Origin of the sequence: Sanyastnella coralliicola (assembly GCF_030845195.1) — a bacterium.
In the GTDB taxonomy this organism is placed as follows: domain Bacteria; phylum Bacteroidota; class Bacteroidia; order Flavobacteriales_D; family Sanyastnellaceae; genus Sanyastnella; species Sanyastnella coralliicola.
In genome coordinates this window covers 3754665-3777179 of record NZ_CP132543.1, presented here as the reverse complement: position 1 = coordinate 3777179, position 22515 = coordinate 3754665, and the positions used below count along the sequence as shown (strand labels likewise).

Annotated in this window: 15 protein-coding genes; 11 read left to right on the top strand and 4 right to left on the bottom strand. The window is 47.3% G+C overall.

Annotated features, from left to right (window positions below; genetic code table 11):
- Positions 1-2: 2 nt before the first annotated feature.
- The 4 genes from RA156_RS15520 to RA156_RS15505 are packed head-to-tail and all read left to right on the top strand — an operon-like array spanning position 3 to position 4834.
- Positions 3-1010: a sugar phosphate nucleotidyltransferase gene (locus tag RA156_RS15520; protein WP_306641374.1), complete on the top strand. Its 1008-nt coding sequence runs from the start codon at positions 3-5 to the stop codon at positions 1008-1010.
- Complete coding sequence (locus RA156_RS15515) at positions 1011-2747, top strand: tetratricopeptide repeat protein (RefSeq protein ID WP_306641372.1); 1737 nt, start codon at positions 1011-1013, stop codon at positions 2745-2747. It abuts the gene before it with no gap.
- Positions 2728-3651 carry a lipoprotein insertase outer membrane protein LolB1 gene (gene lolB1, locus RA156_RS15510; protein ID WP_306641370.1) on the top strand — a complete coding sequence of 308 codons (924 nt, stop codon included), beginning with the start codon at positions 2728-2730 and terminating at the stop codon, positions 3649-3651. The genes RA156_RS15515 and lolB1 overlap by 20 nt, the downstream gene beginning before the upstream one ends.
- A complete protein-coding gene (locus RA156_RS15505) occupies positions 3629-4834 on the top strand; it encodes a murein hydrolase activator EnvC family protein (RefSeq protein WP_306641368.1) in 1206 nt (401 codons plus the stop codon). Before lolB1 ends, RA156_RS15505 begins: the two co-directional genes overlap by 23 nt.
- On the opposite strand, the gene RA156_RS15500 is transcribed toward RA156_RS15505, so the two are convergent.
- Positions 4835-9172, bottom strand: a complete 4338-nt coding sequence (locus RA156_RS15500) for a DUF7948 domain-containing protein (RefSeq protein WP_306641367.1) — start codon at positions 9170-9172, stop codon at positions 4835-4837. It lies immediately after the preceding gene.
- Between the two features lie 881 nt (positions 9173-10053).
- On the opposite strand from RA156_RS15500, the gene RA156_RS15495 reads away from it, so the two are divergent.
- Genes RA156_RS15495 through RA156_RS15485 form a run of 3 tightly spaced genes read left to right on the top strand, consistent with a single transcriptional unit; the run spans position 10054 to position 12505 of the window.
- The gene (locus tag RA156_RS15495) at positions 10054-10770 is read left to right on the top strand and encodes a carboxypeptidase-like regulatory domain-containing protein (protein ID WP_306641365.1); all 717 of its coding nucleotides are present in this window, start codon (positions 10054-10056) and stop codon (positions 10768-10770) included.
- 33 nt (positions 10771-10803) lie between these two features.
- The gene (locus RA156_RS15490; protein WP_306641363.1) at positions 10804-11385 is read left to right on the top strand and encodes an RNA polymerase sigma factor; all 582 of its coding nucleotides are present in this window, start codon (positions 10804-10806) and stop codon (positions 11383-11385) included.
- Positions 11369-12505: a tetratricopeptide repeat protein gene (locus RA156_RS15485; RefSeq protein ID WP_306641361.1), complete on the top strand. Its 1137-nt coding sequence runs from the start codon at positions 11369-11371 to the stop codon at positions 12503-12505. Before RA156_RS15490 ends, RA156_RS15485 begins: the two co-directional genes overlap by 17 nt.
- On the opposite strand, the gene RA156_RS15480 is transcribed toward RA156_RS15485, so the two are convergent.
- The 3 genes from RA156_RS15480 to RA156_RS15470 form a co-directional block, all read right to left on the bottom strand.
- A complete protein-coding gene (locus RA156_RS15480) occupies positions 12502-13041 on the bottom strand; it encodes a YIP1 family protein (protein ID WP_306641359.1) in 540 nt (179 codons plus the stop codon). The genes RA156_RS15485 and RA156_RS15480 overlap by 4 nt on opposite strands.
- Positions 13042-13213: 172 nt before the next feature.
- Positions 13214-14536 (bottom strand): methyltransferase RsmF C-terminal domain-like protein, encoded by a 1323-nt coding sequence (locus RA156_RS15475; protein WP_306641358.1) that lies wholly within the window; start codon positions 14534-14536, stop codon positions 13214-13216.
- On the bottom strand, positions 14536-17250 hold the full coding sequence (locus RA156_RS15470; protein ID WP_306641356.1) for an AsmA-like C-terminal region-containing protein: 2715 nt from the start codon (positions 17248-17250) through the stop codon (positions 14536-14538). Before RA156_RS15470 ends, RA156_RS15475 begins: the two co-directional genes overlap by 1 nt.
- A gap of 461 nt (positions 17251-17711) precedes the next feature.
- On the opposite strand from RA156_RS15470, the gene RA156_RS15465 reads away from it, so the two are divergent.
- From RA156_RS15465 to RA156_RS15450, 4 genes are all read left to right on the top strand, one after another.
- Positions 17712-18332 (top strand): superoxide dismutase, encoded by a 621-nt coding sequence (locus RA156_RS15465; protein WP_306644187.1) that lies wholly within the window; start codon positions 17712-17714, stop codon positions 18330-18332.
- A 176-nt stretch (positions 18333-18508) separates the two neighbouring features.
- Positions 18509-19360 carry a DUF2199 domain-containing protein gene (locus RA156_RS15460; RefSeq protein ID WP_306641355.1) on the top strand — a complete coding sequence of 284 codons (852 nt, stop codon included), beginning with the start codon at positions 18509-18511 and terminating at the stop codon, positions 19358-19360.
- A 128-nt stretch (positions 19361-19488) separates the two neighbouring features.
- Positions 19489-19971: an FKBP-type peptidyl-prolyl cis-trans isomerase gene (locus tag RA156_RS15455; RefSeq protein WP_306641354.1), complete on the top strand. Its 483-nt coding sequence runs from the start codon at positions 19489-19491 to the stop codon at positions 19969-19971.
- Positions 19972-20178: 207 nt separating this feature from the next.
- The gene (locus tag RA156_RS15450) at positions 20179-22512 is read left to right on the top strand and encodes a TonB-dependent receptor (RefSeq protein ID WP_306641353.1); all 2334 of its coding nucleotides are present in this window, start codon (positions 20179-20181) and stop codon (positions 22510-22512) included.
- Positions 22513-22515 lie beyond the last annotated feature (3 nt).

Genomic DNA, 22515 nt, shown 5'->3' with positions numbered 1-22515 from the left:
GAATGAAGATCATTGTGCCAATGGCCGGAATGGGGAAACGCATGCGTCCTCATACACTCACCGTTCCTAAACCACTTATTCCTGTTGCTGGAAAGCCGATCGTTCAGCGATTGGTAGAAGAACTCGCTTCCATCAGTGATGAGCCCATTGAAGAAATCGCCTACGTTGTTGGTCATTTCGGTGATGAGGTTGAACAGCGTCTCATCGCTATCGCGGAAGGGCTAGGTGCCAAAGGAAGCATCCACTACCAAGAGGAAGCGCTCGGAACTGCCCACGCCATTTTATGCGCACAAAGCGCCCTCGATGGGAAAGTGATCGTTGCATTCGCTGATACACTCGTGAAAGCTGAGTTGAACTTAGACCCATCAAAAGACGGTGTTCTTTGGGTTCAACAGATCGAGAATCCAGAAGCCTTCGGAGTAGTGAAGATGGATGCTGAAGGGCACATCGTTGACTTCGTGGAGAAGCCGAAAGAATTCGTTTCAGACCTCGCCATGATTGGAATCTACTATTTCAAAGATGGCGCTACACTGAAAGGAGAGCTTCAGTACTTAATTGACAACAACATCATCAAAGGTGGTGAGTACCAGTTGCCAGATGTACTGAAGAACATGACCACGAAGGGCATGAAGTTTGTCCCTGGTAAGGTAGATGACTGGATGGATTGCGGAAATAAAAACGCAACAGTTGAAACGAATCAACGCATTCTGGGTTATCACAAAGACGATGCTGACTTGATGAATGGCGGGCTAAGCCAAGAAAATAGCCTTATCATTCAACCTTGTTACATCGGAGAAAACGTAACGCTTCGCAACGCAATCGTAGGACCATACGCTTCTATTGGAAGCAATTGTACCATCGAGAATAGCATTGTGAAGAACAGTATTATTCAAGAGTCGAGCACTGTTAAAAATGCCAATATTGACAATTCTATGCTAGGTAACTTCGTAGAGTTCAACGGACAGGTTGAGCAATTGAGCATCAGTGACTACTCAACCCAAGGAAAGTAATTGAAGGTTAGGATTTTCATCATATCACTTTGTGCCCTCTTCGCCGTAGGTTGTGGAGGTACAAAAAGCACTTCCAAAACACAGGGAAGCGATTCCGCGTTAGCGAATGAAAGAGAATCCGCTGCCTTTCAACAAGCATTCTTCGAAGCCCAGCAATTGAAGTCAACCGGCGACATCGACGGTGCCTATGCAATGTTCGAAGAAGCGCTAACCTACTCACCAGAAAACGATGCCGTGCACTACGAACTTGCACGCATTGAATTTGATCGCAACAACAAAGATGCAGCGATGACCAACATCGGCAGAGCCATTGAGTTGAATGACGAAAACTTCTGGTACCGGAGACTACACGCTGATTTCTTGCTTGAATTTGGTCAATACGATGACGCTCGCAAAGAGCTCAAGTGGATGATCGACAACAAGCCGGAAGACTTGAGTTCATATTATGACCTGGCGGCGTCATACCTCTACGAAGAGGACGGAAAAAATGCCATCGCGGCCTACGACCTGCTTGAAGGACAGACTGGTAAAAACCCTGAGCTCTCATTCCAAAAGCAGCGTATCTTCCTTTTAATGGGTGAGCCTGAAAAGGCTATCGCCGAATTGGATGCATTGATGAGCGTTTATGCTGGTCCGGAAGTATATGCAGAGAAAGCACGTATTCTTCTTGAGCAAGGACGCATCGATGAAGCCAAGCAAACGCTTAAAGAGCTTACTGCTAAAGACCCGACGAACGGTCTAGCCCATCTCGAATTAAGCCGCATTTATGCTGCCGAAGGCAACGATGGTGATTCATGGGAAGCGATTCAAGTCGCCTTTGCAGATCCGGAAGTAAATATTGACGAGAAGGTGTCAATTCTCCTGAAGTACCTCAACCTTCGATTGATGGATTCAAAGGCTGCCAGCCGTGGAGATCGATTGATTGAAATTCTTCAAGAGGCGCATCCAGAAGATCCTCGCAGTTATTCGATTGCGGGTGATTTCAACATGCAAGACAATGACCTTGAAGGCGCTCAGCAGAACTTCACACGTGCTATTGAACTCGATAAGGCACGTCCGTTGATTTGGTACCAGCTACTAGAAATTGATGCCGCATTAGGAGATTGGATGACCATGCTCGAGCGTGCAAATGAAGCCGTTGAGCTGTACCCTACGCAAGCGAATTTCTACTTGATGCAAGGAATTGCACGTACCCGTACAGACCGGTATACCGATGCGATTACGTCATTCCTTACGGGGAAGGCGTTTGTTGTTGAAGATGTGCCACTAGCTGCAAGCTTCCAATCGAATTTGGGTGAGGCTTACTACAACACAAAAGAATTCAAGAAGTCAGACGAAGCCTTCGAAAAATCGCTTTCACTGATACCGGATGACCCATTTGTCATGAACAACTATGCGTACTACTTATCAGTACGTGGAGTTAAGCTAGAGCGTGCCGCAGAGCTTTCGAAGAAAAGCAATGACTTGCTTCCGAACACACCATCGTTCCAAGACACTTACGGGTGGATTCTATTCAAGCAAGGAAAGTACAACGAAGCTCTTGATTGGATTAATCAGGCGGCGAGTGCAGTACTCGATGCTACCTTGTTTGAGCACTTAGGTGATGTCTTGTGGCACCTTGACCGAAAAGACGACGCCGTTGAGGCTTGGAAAGAAGCCTTGAAGATTGGAGAGGGTTCTTCTCAATTGCAGAAGAAAGTAGATAATCAACAGTACTATGAAGAAACTGATCAGTAGAAATCCACTTCTCCTGATCTTACCACTTCTTCTATTGGTACTAGCTTCAGGATGTTCGAACGAGCGCAGGTTAGCGCAAGGGAAGCCCTTGAAGAATCGTTCTTCAGGCGCCATTCTGAACAGATACTACAAGACAGAATTCGATGCAGATTGGATTGGGATGAAGATCTCAGCCGAACTGAAAGATGCCGAGACCAAGCAAAGCTTCAAGGCGAACATTCGCATACGTCGTGACAGCGTGATTTGGATGAGTATTTCACCGCTACTCGGTGTTGAAGTTGCTCGTGTGATGATCACTCCAGATTCGTTGAAGTACATCTCAAAAGTGCCGAACGACAAGCACTACTTTGTTGGTTCCATCGAAGAAATCGTAAACATCACGAAGACCGAGATCAGCTTTGAAATGCTTCAAAGCATATTGCTCGGAAATGCCGTTGACTTAGACGAGCAACAAGACAAGTTTATCTCTAAAGTTGACGAGCAAGACTATCTCTTGATTTCAAAGTACAACCGCAAACTCAAAAAGGTGGTTGGAGTGGATGAACGCGACATCAATCCTGACGATTCACTGGAGATTGAGACAACGGATAAGAAGTACCGACGCATCTTACGAAAGGCCGACGAGGAAGACCTCATGATCAAGCGTTATTGGTTTGATGGGTACACCTATCAGCTTTCAAAAACAGTGTTTGACGACCTGTACTACCAGCGATCATTGACCATCGAACACTCGAAGTATAAAGAGCACGATGGGCAATATTATCCGGAATTGACCATTTTGACTTTAGGGAGCATTGACGGGAATACGGAGTTCAATTACGAGATCAATCGATTGAAAACGAACAAGGAGTATGATTTTCCATTCGACATACCCGACAGTTTTGAGCGCAAGCTTACGCCTTAGTCTGTTGGTTCTTTTTATCGCATTTGGCGGAAGTCTCTTGGCCCAGAGTAAAGCAGACTTGCAAGCCCAGCGTAATGAACTCAACAAGAAGATTGCCTACACTCAAAAGTTGATCAAAGCCTCGAAAGCCGATCAAGAGGTGAGCTTTGAACAACTCCGCATGTTGAAGGAGCAAATCCGCTACCGTCAACAACTTCTCAATAGCTACGAAAAGGAAATCCGCACGATCAACTCAGACATTAGCACGTCAGAACAGATGATTGTGGAACTGGAGCGCAAAATCGCCGTGATGAAGGAAGAGTACGCAGCTATGATCTATCAGGCGTACAAGAACCGTCAAAACCACGACGAGTTGATGTACATCTTCGCGGCTTCAAGCTTTAATCAGGCCTTCAAACGATTCAAATTTCTTCAGGAATACGCTGACTACCGTAAGCGCCAAGCCAACGAAATCAAAGACACGCAAATAAAGCTAGAGGAGCGCATTGTTAGCCTCGAAGCAGACAAAGCAAGTAAAGTGGTGCTATTGGATGAAAAAGCCGCTGAAGCAGCCTCTTTACGTGATAATAAGCAAGAGATTGAGCAGGTCATCGCCCAATTGAAGAGTGAGGAGGACAAGCTCAAAAAGAAGCAGCAGCAACAAGAGCAAGAACGCCAACGCATCAACGCAGCCATTCGTCGTATTATCGAAGAAGAATTGGCCGCTGAGAAAAAGAAGAACGACGGTAAATACGAGCTTACTCCTGAAGGAAAAATCATCTCTGCAGAATTTGAAAAGAACAAAGGAAACCTTCCTTGGCCCGTACTTAGAGGGGTGATTACATCTCGTTTTGGAACGCAACCACACCCTACTATTCCAGGAATTACCATTGAAAACAACGGAATTGATATCAGCACAGAGGCTGGTTCTGGTGTGCTCGCGGTATTCGGTGGTACGGTAACATCCGTGTTCTCGATTCCAGGGGCCGGTCAGAATGTTATTATCACCCATGGTGCATACAAAACGGTATACACCGGACTCACAAACGTGACCTTCTCAAAGGGTGATCAAATAGAAATGGGCGAACGCATTGGAACCGTTTTGACGGTCAATAACAAGTCTGTTTCTCACTTTGAAGTTTGGAAGATGAACAGCAAGAGTCCATCTCCTCAAAACCCAGAACTCTGGATCCGTCGTAAGTGATCATCGCATGATGAGCACGGTACCTGTCTCCAAGACTTTTTCAGAACTACATGTGCTGTTGTATTCTACACGCCAAGTGTAGACTCCGTCTTGCACGTAGTATTCGCTTCCTTGGTTAGATCCATCCCAGAATTGGTCGATCGATTCTGAGCGGTACACTTCTTCTCCCCAACGGTTCCAAACCGTTAGTTCAAATGAGCGAATGTCTACCCCTTCGGCTTTGAAGATATCGTTGATTCCATCGTTGTTCGGTGTGAACGCATTTGGAATGTAGATGGTTCCGTCTTGATCTACTTGATCTAGGATCACCAGCCCTTCTTGTTGACATCCGAATATATCGGTGAACTGGTAGCAGTACTCTCCTGGTTCTGAAGCATAAATGTAATCTAGCTCTGATCCATCACACCACTGGTAATTTGTACCGTCGTCGTAAGGGATTTCGAGCATGGTCTGAATGCCTTCACAAGCCGTTGGATTGTCTAGCAAGATCAATTTCTCTACCCCGATGACCTCCAATCCTTCGGAGTCAGTACAGTTGTTCAGCGTAGCTGTAATCGTGTAGATTCCTGGTTCTGTGATGGTGATTGCTTGTTCTGTTTCACCAGTGTTCCACTCGTATGTTGCTTCCGCCGGACCAGTAATAGCGATGTCTTTCGTGAATTCGTAGTAACACATGTACACGTCATCAGGTGCAATCAAATCAATGCCGTCAAGCACTTCAATGGTTTGGCTGAAGCTATCCGTGGCATCACACACTGGCTCCGAGATATTCAAGACGATATCATAGGTTCCAGGTCCACTAAATATGTGTTCCATTTCAGCTACCGAATAGGTTGTACCATCAACTGACCAATCGTATTCCAGGCCATCGCCTGTACTTAGGTTGTCGAAGTCAACCGTCATGGCTTCACATGCCCCCGTTTGCTCCATTTCGAACAAGGCTTCGATCTCCGGCGTTTCCACCACTGTTACAATGGCTTCGGTGACATCTGTTCCTCCACAGTTTCCAACACCTTCTACAGTGAGCGTCACGGTGTATACACCTGGTTCAGCGTATTCGTGTTCCGCCACTTGAGAATCAATCACAGGTGAACCGTCACCGAAGTCCCAGTAGAAGTTCGTTCCGGCACTGTTATTCTCAAACAAGGCTACGTATGGATGACACCCCTCGAGGTCATCGTTCCCAATGATGGCCGTGACCTCATCAAGCACCGTAATGTTCAGTATTTCTGTATCTGATGCGTCACACAAGGTGTCTGTAATGGTCAAAGAGACTTGGTATTCACCCATCGCCCCGTAGTTATGCGAGATATCTGGGGTGTCATAAGTTGTTCCGTCATCCATGTCCCATTCGAAGGCTAGGAACTCTCCTGTACTTTGGTCTGTTCCTTCGACCAGGAACGACTCACAGTCTGTTTGCAGGAGCTGGAATGCCGCATCAATCACTTGATCTGGTCCAACAACTACCGTTAGGGTGGTGTCGTCTTCAAGGTTACAGCTTTCTGGGTGGAAAGCAGTCAGCGTCACAGTATATTCTCCTGGTTGGAAGGTGTGACTTGGGTTTTCATCGGTGGTGGTAGGAGAACCATCACCAAAATCCCATTCATAGGTCAATCCGTTACTGGTGTTTGCAAAATCAATAGTGAGCTCACCACAGCCTTCATAAGAACTCGCATCGGTACTGGCTAAGACACTGCCAACGATCTGTACATCTTGCGATGCTTCGTCGTCTGCATCACAACCATTATCTACTGCGTTCAATGTGATGGTATAGTCACCTTCCTCAACGTAGAAGTGCTCCACATTGAAACCTTCAAGGATGGTTCCGTCTCCCATGTCCCACTGGTATTCTAGCCACTCAATTCCTGTTTGATTATCTGTAACGATACCTAGGTCTTCACAGTCAAGCTGGACTTCGAAGGCCGCCAAGAAATCTGTTGGCTCTGAGATTGAGATCTCCAAGTACGCCGTATCAGCGAGGTTACATGACAATGAGTCAAGAGAGATCAGACTCACTTCGTAAACGCCAGGTTCTGTGTACGTGTGCTCCGGCTCAAATTCGTTGTTCAAAGGAGATCCGTCACCGAAATCCCATGTGTAGATGTTACCTACCGAGTAGTTGTTGAATTCGATCGTATGCGGCGCACAACCATTCAAGGCATCGGCGCTAGCCGTAATTGCAGCATTCACCCCAGAAACCTGGAAGTCCATTTTAAATACACCGATATCCCAACCAATCGACTGGTCTGTTGCGTAAGCGTCGGCATTTGTCGGGAAGCCCCCTCCAGAACATACACCTTGGTAGATGATTCCGTTCTTATCAAATCGGGAAGTTCCTCCGTCTACGTGGTTTGCACCATAGTATGACGCGAACTCGAGGGTTGAAATGTCTTCACCATAAGCAGCGAGGTAGAAGCCTCCAGTGTCGTATACCGCATCATCAGTCAACGACAAGTCTCCTCCAGCGCTGTAGGCTGAGATGTAGATATTATCACAACGGTCAACCAAGAAGGCTACCGGTACCCCGGCATATCCACCCCAGGTTGATACAGCCATACGGGAAGCCGCGAGCAACTCGGTAAGTGCGTAATTGAATTTAGCGATGAAGAGTGAACCATCTTCTTCAGAATATACATCTGCTGTTACAGGTATATCTCCTTGTGATTGTCCGTAAATGAAGGGTTCTTCATCGTTATTGAGGTCTACGAAGAAAGCTTGGTCTTCTTCTGTTGTACCGTAGAATGTACACGCTTGAAGGTCAGCTCCATTGGCAGAAAGACGTGCTAGGAATCCGTCCTTTTCAGGACCCCATCCTCCGCCTCCTCCACCTTGGAAGGTCGTTTCGTAGGCGCCTGCTGTTGTTGGAAAATCATCTGATCCAGCTTGACCAGCGACGAAAACATTTCCATCAACTGTCACACGCAAACCGTAGCCTGTATCCGCTGCCGTACCTCCTAGGTATGTAGACCAAGTCAGCGAGCTCAATTCTTCGTTCATCGTGAAGATGACCGCGTCTTGTTCGCCTGCGTTGGCTGGCTGATAAACACCACCGGTTGTTGGGAAATCGGTTGATGTAGAGAAGGAAGCTACATATGGAATTTGATCGCCATTGAGCACAATCTCACCTCGGAAGGTATCTCCATAGTTTACACTCGCCGAGTTCACTCCGTCTTGGTCTGAACCCCCCATGTAAGTTGATCCGATCAATTCGGTTCCATCAGCAGAGAAGTGAGAGACTACGATATCTGTGCCTCCCCCGTAATCAGGCTGGTAAGCGTCGTCAGAAACTGGGAAATCGTTTGATGAAGTAGAACCATACACGTACAGTTCCTCAAAATCATTAGCAATCAACGAGTGTGGGTAATCCGTATCCGTACCTCCAAGGTAGCTTGCCCATAAAAGGTCAGTTCCTGTCGGGTTTAGCTTTGACATCGCCATATCCACAGCGAAACCTGCTCCAGCGAAGTCTTCTTGATACGCACCTGTAGTGGTAGGGTAACCAGCACCGAAAGCGCGAGCTCCAGTGTAAATGTTTCCGGCGATATCATATGCGGCACTGTGTCCGTAGTTGCTATCTCCTGTCGTTCCAGAAAGCGTTGATGCAATGACAATAGGGTCGATGATCAACTGTCGTGAAGTGTCGTATCCATCAGGGAATGAAAAACTAATCTTGTCACCTGAGAGCACGTATTCACAGGCAACTTCTTCCATCGAGTTTCCATTCATCTGGTAGGCGTAAGGTGCCAACTCCGTAATCTGACCTACGCTCGTTTCGAGGTAAAGAACGCCGTCTACTATCGACATTCCTTCTAGGCCTTCATAGCGCAATACAACCTGATCCGTTTCCGCGTTAGCGTTAACGATGAAATCATACTTCAACTGATCTGCAGAATTGTAAATACGCATGCCCACACCATCCCAGATTTGAGAGTAGCGCACTGCGTTGAATCCATGCACATTACTTGCCCACTTCGACTGGTCATTGCCCAGGAAATAGTTGTAGTAAGTGCTTTCTTGCTCTTGTCCTACAATGTTCTGTGTATTCCCATTCTCGAAAATCACCTTGTAGGCATGTCCGCGCAGTTGCCAGGCCAACAGTTCTTGGCGCGACCATTCTGAGCTTTCATGAATCAAATCGTAATCTTCAGGGTGAACGATATTCCACGTCATCGCATTCTCTTCAAGGAAGAGCGTAGCGTTGCCCATCGCCACACGATACTTCACGTTATCGTGCCATTGGCCAAGGTTTTCGCGGAAATTGAAGGCTTTTCTCCCGTTGTGTGCAAAGAGCGACACCGAGATTGAAGCCAGGATAAGTAGTAGAGCAAATCGTTTCATAATCCGTGCAGTGTTCATATAAGACAAGGACGAAGACCAAATGGTTGTATGTGAGCGGGTTTTGATGACAATAAGTTAATGCAATTGCTGTAATCCTATCTCTTAGTCGAGGGACGAGAGACGAGGGACTAGTGCAATCGATAAACAATAGACTATAAACTATAACTGGAGTTGAGATCGACGTATGGGGTATGTTCAATGAAGATGTATGTAGATGCATAATATTCGCTAGCGCGGAAATAGGAACACCTTGCTTTGCGCGTGGATTGAGGCGTTTGAAAACGCCTTGAATACTTCATCTAACAGAAATCATTGTAGGGATGGATGAAATCCATCCGATCCCAAGGTGTGTTTCAAATGGCACCTATCAACAACGGCGTTTATAAACCCCGCCCACGTTCCATCAGCTAGGCCAAGGGGCACGCATGCGTGCCCTTAACCACCGCAGGCTGCCAAACCACGACATTCGTATGATACGGACGCATTTCATGCGCCCCTACATTCGCCTATTAGGCGAATCTGGTCCTTTAGCGGCGCAATTTTGCGCCTCACCCATCACCCATCACCCATCGCGATCCGCGATCCGCAACCCGCATTCCGCGTTCCATCACATAGACCATATGGTAAGGGCACGCATGCGTGCCCTTAACCGCCGCGCATCTCATGCGCCTCACTCACCGCAACCCGCGTCCCGCGTCCCGCGTTCCACATTCCACATTCCACATCCAGACCCGCACCTATACCCCTGTTTACCATGCAGTTACACACCCCCTCAAGAAAATTCCCCTCCCACGTTATGGAATTGTTAACTCCCCTGCATCAAGTAGTCAAATAACCCGCCGAGGAACCGCAGCTGCATCCAACGCATAATTTAATTTGACATGAAAAATCTATTGATCCTGCTGGGGCTTTTGATTTCAGGAGCGCTCAGCGCACAGCAGTGGGGAGAGATCCACGGAACAGTGAAAGATGAGACGGGTACGCCGTTGCCTAATGCCTATGTGGTTGCAGAAGCTGGAGAAAACCAGTTTGGCGTGGCAACAGATTTAGACGGAAAGTTCAAGATTAAGCCGTTAAATGCTGGTGTCTACACGGTAAAAGTGACATTCGTTGGCTTGAGTGAATACACGATCGCTAGCGTTCGTGTAAATCCAGACCAAATCACCTTTCTAGACAAGATTTCCATGGGAGCTGATCCAATTATGGTAGGTGCTGCAGAGATTCTTGAACATAAGATTCCTTTGATCGAAAAAGACGGTGTCTCAAAGGCAGTCATTCGTGCGGAAGAACTGGAGCACAGCCCGGTGAAGCGTGATATCAAAGGAATCATCTCAACGATGACACCTGCGGTATACGTTGACCCAACAACACAAGAACTTCACTTTCGTGGAGCGCGTGCTGGAACGGTGATCACCTTTGTTGACGGAATGAAAGTCACTGGAAACTTCGGTGGAATTCCGGCGTCAGGAATTGGATCCGTGTCTGTGTACACTGGAGGAGTTCCTGCGAAATACGGCGATACCACAGGTGGTGTTGTCGTGATTGAATCAAAAAATTACTTCGACCTCTACAACGAATGGTTGTACAGTGAAGAATAGACCTTACCTTGAGCCTCACCGGAAATTCCTCTGGTGAGGCTCTTGTATGGCATGGGATTGAGATGGAAGAAAAAGCAACTCGACGATTTGGCATTGGTGCGCGAATATCAGCGCAGCGGTGACAAAGCGCTGGTGGGCACCCTTTACGAGCGCTACGTAGATCTCGTTCTTGGGGTCTGTCTCAAATACCTAAAGAACCAACAAGACGCGGAAGACGCGACCATGCAGATCTTCGAACAGTTGATGGAAAAACTGAAGAAGGCGGAGATCTCAAACTTTAAATCGTGGCTATGGTCGGTGACCAGAAACCACTGCCTCATGCAGCTTCGAAAGCAACAGCCTGAAGTGACTGAGGTGAATGAATCACAATTCGTTGCAGAAAGTAACATGCACGAGTTGTTGGTGAAAGAAGCGAAACTGAACCAATTAGAGCGTGTGATTAATGAGCTGAGTGACGATCAGCGAAAATGCATCACCGCCTTTTATCTTGAACGGAAGAGTTACCAGCAAATCTCAGATGAGCTGAACATGGAACTCAAGAAGGTCAAGAGCCATATACAGAACGGCAAGCGAAACCTGTCGTTAAAGATGATGAATGATGGCGAAGCCGAATAACACATACGATCCACAGTTGCTGGAGACCTATTTCAATGGCTCTCTGAGTGCAGAGGAAGCGCATGCGCTAGAAATGCAGGCCATGGAAGATCCATTCCTAGCAGAGGCTATGGAAGGATTTGAAGCCGCCGGCGTCAATCCAGAAGCTAGTGCCGCGTTGAAGCAGCAAATCCACTCGGCAACACAGCCAACTGGCGGATTGACGCCTTGGTTGTTAGGTATGGCTGCTGTATTGGTGGTGGCTGCTGGTGTGTGGCTGGCCATTCCAGAAGAAAAGGAAGATGCCCTCGTGGAAACGTTGATAGAGGAAGAGTCAGAGAGAGAATTAGAATTAGAAGAAGAGGCTAGGGATGCACATGTGCATCCTTACACAGATGAAGAATTGGAGGAGAGTCATATTGAGGTCGTGGATCAATCACAGACCGATAGTAGTATGACCTTTACCATTCGTGAGACTATGGCCGAAGTAGCCGATGCTGCTCAAGCTGTGGAAGAAGTTCCCGTTGAGCACTTTGTAGAGCGTGTAGAAGCTCCTGCTCCAGTGGCACCGCAAGAGCCAGAAGAAGTTTCTCCTGTTGACGCACCCGAAGAAGAAGAACGTGATGTGATGATTCCTGGAGCTGCGATTTACCACCTGTTGAATTACAAAGTGGTGGATTACCGCGGGCAACGAGAAGAAAGCTGGGAAAAGCGCGAGCTATTGACTGGAACAAATGCTGCCATCAGCGACTCCTCAGAGGAACCACTGATTGGTCAACAATACACCCAGGTAGCCTACGTCGAGTACCTCGAACAAACCATGGAGCGCTTTGCTGAAGAGCGTTACTCAAAGGCTGAACGAGGGTTCAAAGAGATTCTCCTGCACTTCCCTTATGACGCGAACGGACTGTTCTATGGCGGTCTCACCGCTTTCTATCAAGGAGACTACGCTTTGGCTGCAGAACGTTTAGATGATTCACGTGATCTCGCAATCAACACATTCCGAGAAGAGAGTGAGTTCTACCTTGCGCTAGCGTGGAAAGAAATGGGTGAAGCCGAACAAGCCGAAACTCTCCTCCAAGAAATCATCGCGAAAAATGGCTTCTACGCTAAACGAGCGTCTGAAGTACTCGAAGATTAGATCTCCAATCCGAAAAAGGGGGCAAGCAAGGCCCAGTTGAAGATTTTAGCAAATAGCACGAGAAATAAGGCGCGCCAAAAAGTAGTGGTGTAGAAAATCTGAATCCCTCTCGTGAATAGAAGCGCTGACCAAACCCAAGTGATGAACCAATTATAAGGAATCACTACCTCATCCGGCAACAAGGCTAAGAGTGCCGCACTCACGAAGTAGATCATCATACTGTGCATCGAAAGCATTAGGACATCCCACAGCTTCCATTGCTTGGGGTAAAAACGTTGAGAAGCCAAGTAGATCATGATGCCGCAGGTCAACGCACGAAAGACGACACCAAATAGTGATCCGACGATTCGGAAGTACTGTTCTCTTTCAAGGGCATATTCGAATGAAGACCGGCTAGAATAAAGCAAACCCGTGAGCAACAGGCCTATGATCAATAGGGTGAGTCCTTCCAGCTTGCTCCAGCCTGATTGGGATCGTTGGTCAGCTACTCGATCTGGGGATACCAAAAAGACAAATATGTCAAGAAGCAATCTCACCCCGCCAAAGTAAAAAAAGCAGCGAGTAGACCCGCCGCTTTTCTATTACCTCTAACAGTTACCAGAACCAACACACCGCGTTCGGTGCGCACTGTTCGCAACGAATGTAAGCGGTCTAAACGCCTGTCTGACAAGCGTTTTACCTGTGTCGGTGATTACTTTGTAGATGTGCCTATCGCAGGCGAAGTTTCCATTTCTCAGGGTAGTGATTGTTCCATCGGTCGCCTACACTCTTCATCCAACCGAGGTTCATCCCTTCAAAACTTACGAGCTGCCAGCCCTTAGGATAAGCCGCTCTCCCGCTTTGGGCACGGAGGTAGTCTAAAGCAGCAGTTTCATCCAGTTCGATGGCCTCTTTTTGCTGCTGTGACCACATCGCCAATTCATGATCAGGAACAAGATGCTTTCCTTTTGCGCGGGCCAGACCAATGCCTGCCTTCAACACCGGAATCTTCGCGCCTTGAAGTTGTTCCAAGGTCAACAACACGTCTTCTTCAATGAATCGCGGGTTTCCTTTGACATCAAAAACGTGAGACGAATCCAAGTGATCGAACCAGGTATTCTCACCTTTCCAGCGTTGATACCGTTCCTTTGCCGGACGTTCTTGTTTCCCTCCTTTTTTGAGTTGGATGGCGGAGATGAAAAGGCCTTCGCTCTCTGTCAATCCCGGTGCGAATTGCCACCCACATTCCGTTTGAAGGGCTCCGGCTTCAGCAAATGAGAGTTGATCCCAACCTTCCAAGAGCTCGAATTCTCCTGAGTCTAATAGGCGCTTCAACTGGTTGTCATTTTCGGCGCTAGCCAGTGTACAGGTGCTATAAATAATCACACCGTCAGGAGCCAATAACTGCTTCGCGGCATCGAGAATATCTTCTTGTCTAGCAGCGCACATGGCCACATTGTCCTCTGACCATTCAGCGCGAGCATTGTGGTCTTTCCGGAACATGCCTTCACCTCCGCAAGGTGCATCAATGACGATCAAATCAAAGGAAGCTCCGGAATTCGTGAGGTCATCCGGACTAGCGTTCGAGACCAAGTGATTTGACCGACCCCACTTAATGCTGTTCTCGAGTAGAATTTGAGAGCGCTGCCGGTGAATTTCATTCGACACCAACAAGCTTTGGTCATTCAAGTGGTTCAAAATCACGGTCGTCTTCCCTCCTGGTGCGGCGCATAAATCGAGCACTCGCCAAGCTCCTTCTTCCATTGACAACAACGAGAGCATACTCGCCAAGCTCTGTGAACCAGGCTCCATCACATAATACGCGCCTGCATGCCACAGTGGGTCCAAGGCAAATTGCTTCTCAGCATCCACAAACCTCCCATGAGGGTTCCAAGTCAATGGCTTCCCAATTCGTTGATTTGTTGGCTTTTGGGTGTTGTAGTTTATCGCTGTTCGCGGAACGCCATGCATGGCTTCAATGATCTGAGCTGCATGGTCAGGAAACTGTCGTTCAAGGCGTGAAACGAAGTCGGTAGGTAACGAATGATCCATTAGTAATCGTCGTCGTCGTCAATATCAGGGGCGTCTTCTGTCTCCTCTTCGTCATCGTCGTTCAACAAACGCCATCTCTTCTTTTTCTTCTTTCCATCGTCTGAAGAACCACTTGAGGTTGATTCCTTCGAAGAACTCGACTTCTCTTCCCCTTCATCGCCCCAATGCACAGTGATGGTGCTACCGCTAGGCTCCGGCTTCTTCTCTGCCTTTTTAGTGGTGTCAGCTGAACCTTTGAAGATGCCCAATTCTTCACGTAACACATCTTTAAAGTCTTCGCGTTCTTGTCTCCGTTCTTCTTTGCGCTGTTCTTTCCGCGCCAGTCGATCATATCCGAAACTCGGGTCGTCCGTAGTTCCTGTCATCGATAAGAAGAAACGGTTTCCTAGTCCGTCATCTTCAACCACTCCAAACTCTGTCTGATTCTTTTGGATAAGAATGTCGCGTAGATACAACGCCAAGCTATAATCGATCTTCTGGTCAAACCAGTGGGTTCCGCTAATGGTGATATCCATGGCGCTCGACTTGATATCCATCGTAGGGAAGTAGATTTTCCCGTTGTCGATTCGAATTTGATTCTCCAAGGTCGCGAACCGGATGTGCTCCATTTTCTCTTCCAACTCATCTGCGCGCACGAATGGATTGATCAGCTTATTCTCCCGCATGAAATCACTGATGGCCTTCATGCTTTTCAAGCCGATCAACTCTCCGTTCTCTACCTTGAGGTCAATATTGCTTTCAATGCTCTGAGCGTCTATTTCTAATGACTTACTCGCATACGCTCGGAATGTCGCAGTCGCAGTACAATCACCTCGAACATTATTGGAAGTGATAAAGTCTTGACCGAACTGCTCAAACTCCAAGAACAGCTCTTTAACGTCCATTTGTTTCATTCCCGCGTTAGCGACAATAGAGTAACCCGATTGATTCGGCGTCAAACTCACTTGAAGATCTAGCTCGCCATCGGCTGTATTCAAATGCAAGGGGTCAAAGAAGATTCCTTTCGAACTCAAACTTGCTTCGCCCTTCACATCATGGGCAATGAACTCGCGGAAAGTAAAATGATCAAACTCAACATCCACCGTGACGCGCAGATCCTCCGGTAGGAACACTTCGTATTCGCTGGCCGCTTCTTCGCTTGTGGCATCGTCTGTCAGGAATGAAGCCAAATCAAAGGCATCACTTTCGCAACGTGCCTGAATGTCTAACACTTCTCCTTTGGCAACCAACCAAGGCAAGAGGTTTCGCATTTCTCCGGTGAGTTCTAAATCGGTATCGCCAATAGAGACTTGGGCTTCTTTGATCCGGCCAACCTCACCTTCCAGTTCGAATTCACCGTTAATTCGCTCAAGCGGACGAGGCAATTCGTGGAGTGCGATGCCGACGTCGTCAAGTTCAAGTTTCCCATTCAACTTTGCACTTCTCAAGGCCGCGGGGTCTATTTCATTCCCGCCATTGGCGGAACGCATTGGAATGCTTCCTGAGAAACGCGCCTCCAACTCCAATTCGCCCGTAAGGGCACCAATAGAGTCTAATTGCAGAAAGCGTTGGAGGTCTCCTAGATCAAACGAGGCATCAATGTCTGCCAACACCACTGGGGTTTCGAAGTCGTTGAGCTTCCCGTTCAAGCTGATTTTCCCACCTTCAAGCGATGCTTTGAAGGCTGCAATTTCTAAGACACCAGCATTCTCCGCTCCACCGGAAACTTTGAATTGCGAGCGGATGTCGTCAAGTTCGATCTTCTGCTCTTGTTCCGTAAGCAAGCCGTTCTTTAACTCGCCATTAAAAGACCATGCAGGAATCTGATTCCGGCCGGCCAGGCCTGCTAAAGAAAGATGTCCGCGAGCCATTCCTTGGGCTTGATATTCATTCAGCACCCGAGCTTCTGCAGGAGGCAAGAGCGCACGCAAACGAGTGAGGTCAACGCGTTCCAAATCTGCTTCCATATCACACAAAACACCTAGGTCGTTGATGTGGAACCTGGCGTCACCTTCAATGTCAAAGTCGGCCACCTGAAGATCAACGTTGGTAAACTGATAATCTTGGGCTTCAATCGCGAGAACAGTCTCGAGTTGTCCGCTCACATCGATACCCGGCACCCAGTTCTTACCTTCCACATCCACGTAGGCATGTGGGGTTTGAAGGTCTCCTGCTAACTTCACGGTATCGCCTTGGATGACGCCATCTACATTCGCCGCCAAGTGCAGCGTTTCCACGTACACTTTGGAGTAATCATCCACCATTCTGAAGTGGATGTTGTGGAGTTTCACCTTACTGATATCGAGGGTAGCATTGGTGCTATCCGTAGATTCTGAAGCCTTCCAGAAATGGTAATTGTCTCTTCCTTTTTCATCTCGTGTGAGATGCATTCCGCCGTCAGAGATTCTGACTTGTTGAAAGCTATAATTCCCGCTTAATGCGGAAAATAGTCCGAGTTCAAAGCTGACTTCTTCAGCCCAAAGTAGTGTATCTCCCTCACCGAAGGTATCGGTCAAGAAAACATCGGAGCATGCCAGTGAAATATTCGGAAAACGTCGAATTACGGAGAGATCTATCTCTTGAACGCTCATATCTGTGAGCAACCCTGCCTCCAAGGCCTGCACGGCTTCCTGCTCCAACTCATCTTCGTTCACGTAGGCCCACGTAAGCAAAGCGACGATCGCCACGACGAACACCGCGAATATTCTGAGGGCTATTTTAATGAGCTTCCGCATGCGTCAATAGAACTGCATAAAGTAGGCCAAAACACCTTGGACGTATACCCGGTAGGAAGAAGCTCTGAACAAGGCGGTGTTTATTTAACGGTGACCAGGGGGAGGTTGTTGTTTTATTCCGGCATCAACTTCCGGCGTCCGGCGTCCGGCATCCGAGGGTTAACCGGAATCGGGCGTACGTGGATTAACCCTGTAGAACATACATGCTCCAAAAGACCGAGCCCAAAACAGACGCCAGACGCCGGACGCCGGATGCCGGCCTAAATCGAACCAATTCCCTACATTCGTGTTACCTAGATACCAAAACCCTAGAACCGATGAAAAAGCGTGAATTTCTGCGTTTGACTGGCATCATGGGAGCCGGCGTTGTTGTCGCTCCATTCTTTGCTTGTAGCCCTGGAGAAACCAATAAAAAAGGCGGTAACGCCTCTGAAGGAGATGTACCACCACCTCCCCCTCCAATGAAAGAATTCACCCTTCCGGAACTAGGGTATGCCTTTGATGCATTGGCTCCTTCAATTGACGCCATGACCATGGAGATTCACCATGGCAAGCACCACGCTGGCTATGTTCGCAAACTGAACGCCGCACTAGCTGAAACCCCTGGTTTCGAAGGCATGGATATCGCAGGCATCCTCGAAAATGTATCTCTTGATCAAACCGGTGTTCGCAACAATGGCGGAGGTCACTTCAACCACAGCATGTTCTGGAAGGTCATGGAGCCAGGAGGCGCCAACGCTCCTTCAGGTGACCTTGCTGCAGCCATCGATCGTGATCTAGGTTCATACGATGCTTTCAAAGAGTCTTTCTTCAGCGCTGCCAAGTCTCGCTTCGGAAGCGGATGGGCATGGCTATGTGTTGGTGAAGACAAGAAGTTGTTCGTCATGTCAACAGCGAATCAAGACAACCCACTCATGAATAAGGTGGTAGAACAAACAGGAATGCCAATCCTAGGCATCGATGTTTGGGAACACGCCTACTACCTAAACTACCAGAACAAACGCGGAGACTACATCAATGCGTTTATGGAAGTGATTAACTGGGATCGCGTAGCGGAATACTACGCTGTCGCTGTATCTTAAGCAAGCTTAAACTATAACTGATAAACTATAACCTATAACCACTGATGATGTTTCAGTTATAGATTATTGGTTATCCGTTCTCAGCGTAGTCAAAGCCTAACGAAGGCTGGGTTGTATTAGGCAACCCATAACCAGAGCTAAAAATTCAGTTGCTTAACATTTGAATATCAACAGAAATGTTCTGGAATAAATGGAAGAAGAAAACTCAGATTAAAACGGTTGAATTAACCGATAACGGTTTTGTCATCAATCATAATGGACTTGTCACCCAATTCGATTGGAGTGAAATCACTTGTCTAACGGGATTCAAGATTGATCTATTGACCCTAGATGAAATTTGTCTAAAAATCGAAGCGCAAAGTAAATCCGCAATTCTCACGGAGAGCTTTAGTGGATGGAGATTATTTGTAACCGCATTAATGAGCGAACTCCCTGAAATAGAAGAGAATTGGAAAGGAATCATAGCTCAACCGCCTTTCGAAAGAAACGAGACAATACTGTTCAGCAAAGCTGAAAAAGAAAACCACTTTCATTGCACCGAGTGCGGAATAGCTCATTCAGACTGGCCATCATTAGCCTTCAAGTCGCCTGCGAACTATGACTGCCTTTCCGAACAAGAAAAGTCTGAACACGGAACACTGAACTCTGACTTTTGTGAAATTCATCACGATGGCCAAGTTGACCGCTTTATAAGGGTCACACTCACACAAAAAGTGAACGACAATTGCCAAAACCTAGACTACGGACTTTGGGTATCGTTAAGCGAAAAAAGTTACTTAGACTACGAATCAAATTTCGATAACGAGGACCACGAAACTGGGTATTTTGGCTGGTTATGCAACAACATTCCAGAATATGGAGACACTATGTCAATTCCCTGTGATGTCATGACCAAGAAAGGGAATGGTCGACCTGAAATTTTTCCTCATCAGAATTTTGACCATCCATTTGTAAGAGATTACTACGATGGAATTTCACAAAAAGAAGCGAAAAAGAGAATTGACGAAATGATGAAAAACATTGGGTAATAGTGACCTCCATAATCCCGCTACCAAAGAGTTATAGATTATAGTTTATCGATTATCGATTCCCCTTCTAGGTTATCGTCGAAAAAGGAATTTCCTTTACACCCAAATCTCATCTAACCCCTTTCGTCATGAAGATTGAAAAAGGAAAACTCGTTTCAATGGACTACAGCTTGTACACTGATGGTCCTGATGGTGAATTGATTGAAGAAACGACGGCTGAGGAGCCGTTTGAATTCATCTATGGTCACGAAGCCATGCTCGATAAGTTCGAGGAGACGTTGAAAGGCATGGAAGCTGGTAAGGCGTTCTCTGTATTGATCAAAGCTGAGGATGCGTACGGACCAGAGCAGGAAGACGCCTTTGTTGAAATGGAGAAGTCAATGTTCGTTGTTGACGGCGAATTAGACGAAGAATTGATCGCAGAAGGGGAAGTGGTTCCATTGCAAGATGAAGATGGAAATGAGATCCTTGCGGTAATCGCTGAGAACAACGAGAATACGGTTGTTGTCGACTTGAATCACCCGCTTGCTGGAGTGGATCTTTACTTCGATGGAGAGGTGCTTGAAGTACGCGAGCCATCAGAAGAAGAGTGGTCAAGAATCCACGAGTAACACACCGTTCGTCCATCATTTATCTCCGTAGGGCATAATGCCCCTTATTATCGTGCGTTTTCGTTTCAGATTTGCAACCAGAACAAGGCTCAAAAATCTTTGGCGAAAACTGTAACATTTTGATGCGCTTGTTCGACTGCTTTACGGACAGATGCAACTTCTTGAGAAGTTGTTGTCCTTTGAACAAAACCACATCAAACTGCACCTATGTCTTCTTACCTGAAGGTTCTGCTACTTGCATTCTGTTTTATACCGAGTGTTCTCTCTGCGCAGGACAAGATCACGATCAGTGGTGAGATCTCCGATGAATCGAACGGGGAAACATTGATCGGGGCTACTGTATTTGTCAAAGAGCTCTCGCTCGGAACAGCTACCAACATTTACGGATTCTACTCCATCACTCTCGACCCAGGAACATACACGTTGAAGGTTTCCTTCATTGGGTATGAACCTACGGAACAAGTGGTCACGCTCGACAGCGATACTCGTCAAGATTTTCGATTGTCGCCTCAGGGCATCTTGGTGAACGAAGCCGTGATCGAAGGAGAAAGCACTGCGGAAGAAAACGTAGGCTCAGTCAACATGTCAACCGTCAACATGCAAATGGAGATGGTCAAGAAGATCCCAGCCTTCATGGGAGAAGTTGATGTCATCAAGGCGATTCAATTGCTTCCTGGGGTACAAGCAGCAGGTGAAGGTTCATCTGGTTTCCACGTTCGCGGTGGATCTGTGGATCAGAACCTCATCCTTCTAGATGAATCTCCGGTATATAACGCCTCTCACCTTCTTGGGTTTTTCTCGGTATTCAACAGCAATGCCATCAAAGAGATGCAGCTCTACAAAGGAGGCATTCCTTCACGTTATGGAGGTCGTTTGGCGTCCGTTCTTGACATTCGAATGAAGGATGGAAACAACAAAACATGGCATGCCGAAGGTGGAATCGGAAGCGTTTCTTCACGACTCACAGTGGAAGGACCAATCGTGAAAGATCGAGGTTCCATTCTACTTGCCGGACGACGTTCCTATGCAGACATCTTCTTGCTGGCGAGCAGTGACCCTACTACGCGTCAGACGAAGCTCTACTTCTATGACCTCAACTTAAAAGCCAACTACAAGGTCAACGAAAACAACCGTCTCTACTTGAGTGGATACAACGGACGTGACGTCTTTGGCTTTGGGGATCAGTTCAGCTTTGGATGGGGCAACTCAACAGGAACGGCTCGCTGGAACCACATTTACAACAGCAAGCTTTTCAGTAATGTGACGCTGACGTACTCAGATTACGATTACAAGCTCGAACAGGTGAGTGATGAATTTGGCTTCTTGTGGGAGTCGAACATCACAGACTTGACTGGGAAGGTTGATTACAACTACTTCATCAATCCGCAGAACACACTCCAGTTTGGAGGATCAGTGACCTGGCGAGAGTTAGACCCAGGGTTTGCACGCGGAACCGGAGAAGATTCATTCCTCGGCGAACTGAGAATGCCGATTACACGTTCTCGAGACTACGCGCTATATATCAGCAACGAACAACGATTCGGAGAGAAATTCACGGTGAGTTACGGACTTCGCTACGCGCTCTTCCAGAACGTTGGAGAAGGAACCATCTTCGAGTTCGACAATGAATACAACGTCGTTGACTCTGCAGTGTATGGTAAAGGAGAAGTGTACCAAACCTACGGTGGTTTCGAACCACGCATAGGGGTGAACTATCGCTTAAATGAGCGTAGTTCGATCAAAGCGAGCTACAACCGCACACAGCAGTTCATTCAGATGGCTACGAATTCAACATCTTCATCTCCACTAGATGTTTGGTTCTCTGCAAGCCCGAATGTCAAGCCACAGATTGCAGATCAATACGCGATCGGTTACTTCCGCAACTTCTTTGACAACAAGCTGGAGGCTTCGGTAGAAGCTTATTACAAGCAAATGCAAAATACGATCGACTTCGCGAATCACGCGCAGTTGTTACTGAACCGCTACTTGGAAGGAGAGCTTCGCGTAGGAGAATCCCGAGCTTATGGAATTGAGTTCCTGGTGCGCAAGCAAACAGGAAAGATCACTGGATTGGCGAGCTACACATTGGCACGTAGTGAACGATTGATTCCAGAAATTCAGTCTGATTGGTACGCAAGTAACTTCGACCGTACACACGATGTCTCTGTCGTTGTGGCTTACGAACTCAATAAGAAATGGAGCTTCGGTATGAACTGGGTATACAGCACCGGCAACGCGGTAACGATGCCAACCGGACGATTCGAATACATGGGAATGATTGTTCCAGTGTATTCTGACCGAAACGGAGAGCGCATGCCAGCTTATCACCGTCTCGACTTCTCGGCTACGTTAACACCGAAAAAGAACGAAACAAGAAAGTGGAAAGGTGAATGGGTGTTCAGCATCTACAATGCTTACAACCGCCACAACGCTTACTCGATCAACTTCGTTCAAGACGAAAACGATCCGAATACAACCTACGCTGAGCAGACTTACCTGCTTCCAGTGGTGCCTGCAGTTACCTACAACTTCAAATTTTGATCG